The organism is Halovulum marinum (assembly GCF_009697225.1).
Classification (GTDB): Bacteria; Pseudomonadota; Alphaproteobacteria; order Rhodobacterales; family Rhodobacteraceae; genus Halovulum; species Halovulum marinum.
Genome location: NZ_WIND01000017.1, coordinates 86,108 through 93,016, shown reverse-complemented (window position 1 = coordinate 93,016; position 6,909 = coordinate 86,108). Strand labels below are relative to the sequence as shown.

The window sequence follows — 6,909 nt, the reverse complement described above, 5'->3', positions numbered from 1 at the left end:
TCAGCAACTGGATGACGTTCTACAACACCGAACGGCCCCATTCCTCCCTTGAGCGCAGAACGCCAAAGGAAGCATATCGGCATGGTCGTGATCAGAAACTGGCGGCATGAAACCTAACCCGGATACACCTTAGATCAGCCGCCGTACTGTCCGGAAATCTGGGACCACTTCACCCGATGGCAATGAGCACCCACTCCCCGGAGCTGGTCCTGCCCCCGTCGTTGATGAAACCAGACAAGATGATCAACCCGCCCCAGAATGCCATGCCTGTCCCGGCCCAGCGGAGATATTCGACATTGCGTGCAAATTGAGCGATCGCTGTGCCGCAAAGGGCAATGAGGAGCGGCGTTCCGAAGAAATATAGCTTGCTGTCGGCGGACGAGAGTACCAAGCCGCCAAGGACGGCATGAAAAGCGAGCAGCAACGCATAGGGCGTAGCGGTAGGTTTAAGGGGGACCGAATTGGTCATTCGTGAAGCCTTCCAGAGGACAATGCAACTCGCACATCCACTCAGAATTCCGGCAGAATGAAGGCCATTCCAGGAGTTCGCGTACGCCTGACCCACCACTCAGTCCGGCACCCGGCGCCGCGGTGCATCTGAGATGCTTTACGCTTTTCCAGCGCCAGCGTCACCAGCGCTGCGGTGCACAGGTAACTTCAAGACCCCATCAGCTAGTTTCCTCCCGTGATTGAATCGGTTCATCTGGCTCCCGGACACCGCGGTGGCCGCGTCATCCGTCGCCCTGGGCACTTCTCGCGACGATGCCCTTCAGCTTCTGCTCGGTCTCAAGCTTGCTCGAGAAATCGAAGTGCTCCCGGAGTTCATCCTCCGCGAGCGCCTCGTCCTTCCTGACGATCGCGCGGTAGATGGCGCGGTGGCATTCGATCAGTTCCGGAAACCTGTCCTCGCTGATCGCGGTCTGCTGCCGGCGCTGGAGATGAGCTCGCCGGTGACGATGGCGTCGCGAAGGTGACTCACGATTTTCTCGGACTTCGACGCCTCTTTTTCCGCCCGCATCTGGTTCTCCTGCCGTGGTAAGACCAATTCAGCACTTCGCAGCGCCAGGGCCAAGATGATTTGCGAAAGCAAGGCCAAGCGGTGCGTGGGCAAGTCTGTGAACAGGCATGGCAATTTTATCCAGTGTCGGGGTAATCGGCGTCCGAACCCGGTTCGATGGCTTCCAGACGGCGCCCGCCTCGGTCCCGAAGATGTGCCGCGCGCGGTTCGTTACCAATTGCTACTCGGTGCCACGCCGACTGAGCGAGGCGGCGTGGCGCGATCGCGGGTTTTGGCGCCGAGGTCGGCGACCGGAGTGTCCCGGCCAAGGCGCATCTGTTCGCCGCGGACCGGCCACAGCGGCGAAACCCCGGCCCACCGCACGCGCTGGGCAGGCTCTAGTCCGACAATGCCGCGCCGGTCGCCCGGCGGACCTGTGCGGCGTCGTGCCCCGGCGCGACCTCCAGCAGCCTCAGCCCGTCAGGCGTGGGCGCCAGCACCGCCATCTCGGTCACGATCAGGTCCACCGGCCGCGCCGAGGTCAGCGGCAGTTCGGTGCGCGCGACGATCTTCGGCCGGTCCTTGTTGGTGTGGGTCATCGCCACGATCACCCGCCGCGCGCCGGTCACCAGATCCATGGCCCCGCCCATGCCGGGCACCATCTTGCCCGGGATCATCCAGTTGGCCAGCCGCCCGCGTTCGTCGACCTCCAGCCCGCCCAGCACGGTCACGTCGATGTGCCCGCCGCGGATCAGCCCGAAGCTCATCGCGCTGTCGATCGCCGCCGCCCCCGGCACCGCGGTGATGAAGCCGCCGCCGGCGTCGGTCAGATCCGGGTCCTGCATCCCTTCCGGCGGGCGCGCGCCCATGCCGATCACGCCGTTCTCGGCCTGGAAGAACACGCCGAAATCGGCGGGAATGTAGTTCGCCACCAGGCTGGGCAGCCCGATCCCCAGGTTGACAAGCGTGCCGGGCCGGATCTCTGCCGCCACCCGCCGGGCGATCACTTCCCTGGCGTCGGTCATGTCGCCCTCCCCAGAACGTGGTCGACCAGCGCGCCGGGGGTGCGGACCGCGTCGGGCGGGATCACCCCCACCGGCACGATGTGCTCGGGTTCGGCGATGACCAGCTTCGCGGCCATCGCCATCACCGGGTTGAAGTTCTGCGCGGTCAGGAAGTATTCGAGGTTGCCGACGTAGTCCGCCCGCCGCGCGGCGATCAGCGCCACGTCGGCGCGCAGCGGCGTCTCCAGCAGATAGCGCCGGCCCTCGACCTCGATCACCGGCTTGCCGTCCTCGACCGGGGTGCCGAGGCCGGTGGGCGTCAGCACCCCGCCAAGGCCGACGCCGGCGGCGCGGATACGCTCGACCAGCGTGCCCTGGGGCACCAGTTCCACCGCGATCTCGCCGGCGTTCATCCGCGCCTGCGTCTCGGGGTTCAGCCCGATGTGCGAGGCGACCAGCCGGACGACCGCCCCGGCCGTGACCAGCTTGCCGACGCCCACGCCCGGCACCGCGCTGTCGTTGGCGATCACCGTCAGCCCGCGCCGACCGCAGGTCACCAGCGCGTCGATCAGCCGCTCGGGCGAGCCCACGCCCATGAAGCCGCCGATCATCACCGTGGCGCCGTCGGGCACCAGCGCCGCCAACTCGGTCGCGCGGATCGCCTGTTTCATGCCGTCCTCTCCCACCGCCGCCGCCGGCACCGTCCGCCCCGCGACCAACTTCCATTATACGGGATCGCCGCCCGGCTTCACCACCGGATCGCGCCCGCGCGGCGGACGTCGCCTCATCGCACTTTCTGACCGGCAGGCATCGCACCCCGGCTCGGAATCCGGTTATATTGTCTGCACCGCACCTTTCGTGACGTAACATCGAAAGTGTTGCCCGATCAACGACAAGGGACCGCAGATGGCCTTTCTCGACGACCCGGAACGCATGCAGCACCGCCTCGCCGCCCTGGCCGAGTTGGAACGGCGGCTGTCGTTCCGGATCAGCCGGCTGTCGAAGCTGCTGGACAGCCACGCGGCCAAGCAGCTGGCCCCGCACGAGCTGGGGCTGACCTGGTACCGGATCCTGATGGTGCTCTCGATCTTCGGCCAGACCACGGCGGCGGACCTGAGCCGGCTGATGGTGATCGACCGCGCGCAGATCAGCCGCGCGGTGTCGGACCTGCTGGCCCGCGGCCTGCTGGCGCAGCAGACCGACCCGAACAACCGCCGCAAGAAACTGCTGAACCTGACCCCGGCCGGGCGCGCCATCCTGTCCGAGGTGCAGCCGATGCTGGAATCGCGGCAGAAGGTGTTCGCCGACCTGCTGGACGAGGACGAACTGATGGCGCTGCGCAGCGCCATCGACAAGATCTCGCGCCATCTGGCGCTGGAGCTGGAGCAGCCCGAAGCGGCGCCGGCCTCGATGGCCGCGGCGCGCGACTGACGCCGGTCAGACGGCAGGGCGGGCGCGGTCGGGGTGCGCGGCGACGAAGGCCGGAACCGCGGCGCAGGCGGCGGCGACGGCGCGGATCCGCGGCATCCGGTCCAGCGGGATCTGCCACCGCTCGGCGTTGTAGACCTGCGGCACCACGCAGATATCGGCCAGCCCCGGCGCGGCGCCGTGGCAGAACGGCCCGGTCGCCGGATGATCCAGCAGCGCCTCGACCGCGTGCAGTCCCGGCAGCATGAAGTGGCGCATCCAGTCCGGCCGCGCCTGCGCACTGCCGGTCAGATCCTCGACATGCGCCACGACGCTGAGGTTGTTGACCGGCGCGATCTCCATCGCCACCGCATGGGCCACGGCACGCAGCCGGGCACGTTCGGTCGGGTCGGCCGGCAGCAGCGGCGGCGCGGGCCGGGTCTCGTCGAGATATTCGATGATCGCCAGCGACTGGGTCAGCCGGTGGCCGTCGATGTCCAGCACCGGCACCAGCCCCTGCGGGTTGCGCTTCAGGTGCGCGGGCGCCCGGTTCTCGCGCGTGCGCAGGTCCACCGGCGCCGAGGTCCAGCCGAGCCCCTTGAGCCCCAGCGCGATCCGCACCCGGTAGCTGGCCGACGAGCGCCAGTAGTCATGGAGCGTGATGCCCATCGCCGCCTCTCCCGTTTCACTCCGGCTCACCCCGGCCCGCAAGCCCGCCGGCCCGCCGGCGGCACGGATCGGCCCCCGCCCTTTCCATCCGCGCCTCCTCCGTTGCCCACCCCGCCGGGCTACGCCGGCGCAGGCGGCGCGGGCAGGATCGTGCCGGTGCAGGCGCCGAAGCCGATCCGCCCGGCGCCCTCGCACCAGCCGCGCAGGGTCAGCGTGTCGCCGTCCTCGACGAAGGTGCGGGTACCGCCGTCGATGGGCAGCGGATCGCGCCCGTTCCAGGTCAGTTCCAGCAGCGAGCCGCAGCTGCCCCGCGCCGGCCCCGAGATCGTGCCCGAGCCCAGCAGATCGCCGGTTTCCATCGCACAGCCCGACAGCGCGTGATGCGCCAGCTGCTGCGCGGCCGAGTAGTACAGGTGACGGGCGTTGGTGCGGCTGATGGTGGTGGGCGCACCGCCCGCGGGCGCCAGGTCGATCTCCAGCAGGATGTCGAAGTTGTTCGGCGTCGCCTCGTGCAGATAGGGCAGCAGCGGCCCGGCCCGCTCGGGCGTGGCGGCGCGATACGGCTCCAGCGCCTCGCGGGTGACGATCCAGGGGCCGATCGAGGTGCCGAACGCCTTGGACTGGAACGGCCCCAGCGGCTGGTATTCCCACAGCTGGATGTCGCGCGCCGACCAGTCGTTCAGCAGCACGAAGCCGAAGATCATGTCATAGGCCTGCGCGGTGGTGACCGGCCGGCCCATCGCCGAGGGCGTGCCGACGATCGCGCCCAGTTCCAGCTCGATGTCCAGCTTCCGCGACGGCCCCAGCCGCGGCGCCGCGTCCGCCGGCGCCTTCAGCTGGCCCAGAGGCCGCCGGATCGGCGTGCCCGACACCACCACCGTCGAGGCGCGCCCGTTGTAGCCGATCGGGATGTGCAGCCAGTTCGGCATCAGCGCGTTCTCGGGACCGCGGAACATCGCGCCGACGTTGCTGGCGTGCTCCTTCGAGGCGTAGAAATCGGTGAAGCCGCGCACGAAAACCGGCAGATGCATCCGCGCGTCCGCCTGCGCGACCAGCACCAGCCCGTCGCGGGGCCCGCGCCCGGCGTCCAGCAGATCGGCCAGTTGCGCGCGGGTCCGCGACCAGACGTCCTGCGGCAGCGCCATGAAGGCGTTGAGCGTGCCGCCGCCGAATACCGGCGCGTCCGAGGCGCGCACCAGCCCGGCGGTCTCGGCCGCGGTCACGTCCAGGATGTGCGCGCCGATGGCGACGCCGACGCGCTTCGGGCCGCCCGGTTCCGAGAACACGCCCCAGGGCAGGTTCTGGATCGGGAAGTCGGTGCCGGGCGCGTTGGCGCTGTCGATCCAGCTGCGGCGCGCCGGATCGTGGGTGGCGTTCAGACCGCCCATGCCGGCCCTCCCCCGGGCGGGCAAGCCGCACGCGGCGGCGACCGGAACGCCCGGCTCATTCGCCGGTCCAGTCGCGGCGGGTCGGATCGAAATGGTTGCGCAACGGCGTCCACACGTCCGGGTAGGACGCCTGCAGGGTCGGCAGCCCGGCGGCGTATTTGGTCAGCTGCTGCGGGAACCGGGTCTCGAACATGAAGGCCAGCGTGTTGTCCAGCTTCTCCGGCTCAAGGTGCTTCAGCGACGCCTTGTAGAACGCCTCGGCGTCCGGGCCGTGCGGCAGCATCATGTTGTGGATCGACATCCCGCCGGGCACGAAGCCTTCGGGCTTGGCGTCGTAGACGCCTTCGATCAGGCCCATGAACTCGGACATCACGTTCATGTGGTACCAGGGCGGGCGGAACGAGTTCTCGGCCACCAGCCAGCGCGGCGGGAAGATCACGAAATCGATGTTCGCGGTCCCCGGCTCGCCGCTGGGTGCGGTCAGCACGGTGAAGATCGACGGATCGGCATGGTCGTTGCGGATCGGCCCGACCGGCGAATAGTGCCGCAGGTTGTACTTGTAGGGCGCATAGTTGCCGTGCCAGGCGACCACGTCCAGCGGGCTGTGGTCGATCTCGCAGCGGTGGAACTGGCCGCACCATTTCACCGTCAGCCCGTGGCGCACGCCGTCCTTCCATTCATAGGCCGCGACCGGGGTCAGGAAATCGCGCGGGTTGGCCAGGCAGTTGGCGCCGATCGGTCCGCGCTCGGGCACCGAGAAGGCGCCGCCGTAGTTCTCGCAGACATAGCCGCGGCACCGGGCGTCGCCATTCAGCAGCACCTTGTACTTCAGGCCGCGCGGCAGCACGGCGATCTCGCCCGGTGCGATGTCGATCACCCCCATCTCGGTGAAGAAGCGCAGCGCGCCGACCTCGGGCACCACCAGCATCTCGCCGTCGGCGTTGTAGAACACCTCGGTATCCATGCCCTCGGTGACGGCGTAGGTGTGGATCGCGTAGCCGGTCTGGGTCAGCACGTCGCCGCCGGTGGCGATGGTGCGCATGCCCGCCAGCCAGCTTCCGGCATCCTCGGGGACCGGCGCCGGGTCCCAGCGCATCGGCGCCAGCGGCAGGCCGCTTTCGCCCGCGGTCGGGGCCGAGCGGAAATCCGGCAGCTCGATCCGCGTCATCTGCGCGAAGTGCTGCACCGTGGGCCGCATCCGGTACAGCCAGGTGCGCTCGTTGCTGGCCCGCGGCGCGGTGAACGGCGTGCCCGACAACTGCTCGGCATAAAGCCCGTACGGGCAGCGCTGCGGCGAGTTCTGCCCGATCGGCAGCGCGCCCTCGACCGCCTCGGTCTCGAAGTCGTTGCCGAAGCCGGGCATGTAGCCCTCGTTGTACTTCGCCCGGCTCTGCGCGATGACAAGCTCGTGGGTCCTGGTATCCATGGCGATGCTCCCCCCGGC

At 69.0% G+C, this 6,909-nt stretch carries 9 protein-coding genes; 2 read left to right on the top strand and 7 right to left on the bottom strand.

The features are described from left to right. Positions 1 to 110: integrase core domain-containing protein (locus GE300_RS23920; protein ID WP_154448305.1), on the top strand; the 110-nt coding region annotated here is incomplete at its 5' end. Positions 111 to 169: 59 nt separating this feature from the next. Here GE300_RS23920 and GE300_RS17155 read toward each other — a convergent pair. The 4 genes from GE300_RS17155 to GE300_RS17140 all read right to left on the bottom strand — a co-directional run bounded on the left by GE300_RS17155 (position 170) and on the right by GE300_RS17140 (position 2,672). Next, the gene (locus tag GE300_RS17155) at positions 170 to 469 is read right to left on the bottom strand and encodes a hypothetical protein (RefSeq protein ID WP_154448303.1); all 300 of its coding nucleotides are present in this window, start codon (positions 467 to 469) and stop codon (positions 170 to 172) included. A gap of 262 nt (positions 470 to 731) precedes the next feature. After that, positions 732 to 887: a hypothetical protein gene (locus GE300_RS23915; protein ID WP_407647732.1), complete on the bottom strand. Its 156-nt coding sequence runs from the start codon at positions 885 to 887 to the stop codon at positions 732 to 734. Positions 888 to 1,395: 508 nt separating this feature from the next. After that, a complete protein-coding gene (locus GE300_RS17145; RefSeq protein WP_154448301.1) occupies positions 1,396 to 2,022 on the bottom strand; it encodes a 3-oxoacid CoA-transferase subunit B in 627 nt (208 codons plus the stop codon). After that, positions 2,019 to 2,672 (bottom strand): CoA transferase subunit A, encoded by a 654-nt coding sequence (locus GE300_RS17140; RefSeq protein ID WP_154448299.1) that lies wholly within the window; start codon positions 2,670 to 2,672, stop codon positions 2,019 to 2,021. Before GE300_RS17140 ends, GE300_RS17145 begins: the two co-directional genes overlap by 4 nt. Positions 2,673 to 2,907: 235 nt before the next feature. On the opposite strand from GE300_RS17140, the gene GE300_RS17135 reads away from it, so the two are divergent. Then, positions 2,908 to 3,432, top strand: coding sequence for a MarR family winged helix-turn-helix transcriptional regulator (locus GE300_RS17135; RefSeq protein WP_154448297.1), 525 nt, complete (start codon positions 2,908 to 2,910; stop codon positions 3,430 to 3,432). Between the two features lie 6 nt (positions 3,433 to 3,438). Here the strand turns inward: GE300_RS17135 and maiA are convergent, their stop codons facing one another. The 3 genes from maiA to hmgA form a co-directional block, all read right to left on the bottom strand. Next, positions 3,439 to 4,077, bottom strand: a complete 639-nt coding sequence (gene maiA, locus GE300_RS17130) for a maleylacetoacetate isomerase (protein ID WP_154448295.1) — start codon at positions 4,075 to 4,077, stop codon at positions 3,439 to 3,441. Between the two features lie 119 nt (positions 4,078 to 4,196). Next, positions 4,197 to 5,465: a fumarylacetoacetase gene (fahA, locus tag GE300_RS17125; protein ID WP_154448293.1), complete on the bottom strand. Its 1,269-nt coding sequence runs from the start codon at positions 5,463 to 5,465 to the stop codon at positions 4,197 to 4,199. 55 nt (positions 5,466 to 5,520) lie between these two features. Then, on the bottom strand, positions 5,521 to 6,891 hold the full coding sequence (gene hmgA, locus GE300_RS17120) for a homogentisate 1,2-dioxygenase (protein ID WP_154448291.1): 1,371 nt from the start codon (positions 6,889 to 6,891) through the stop codon (positions 5,521 to 5,523). Positions 6,892 to 6,909 lie beyond the last annotated feature (18 nt).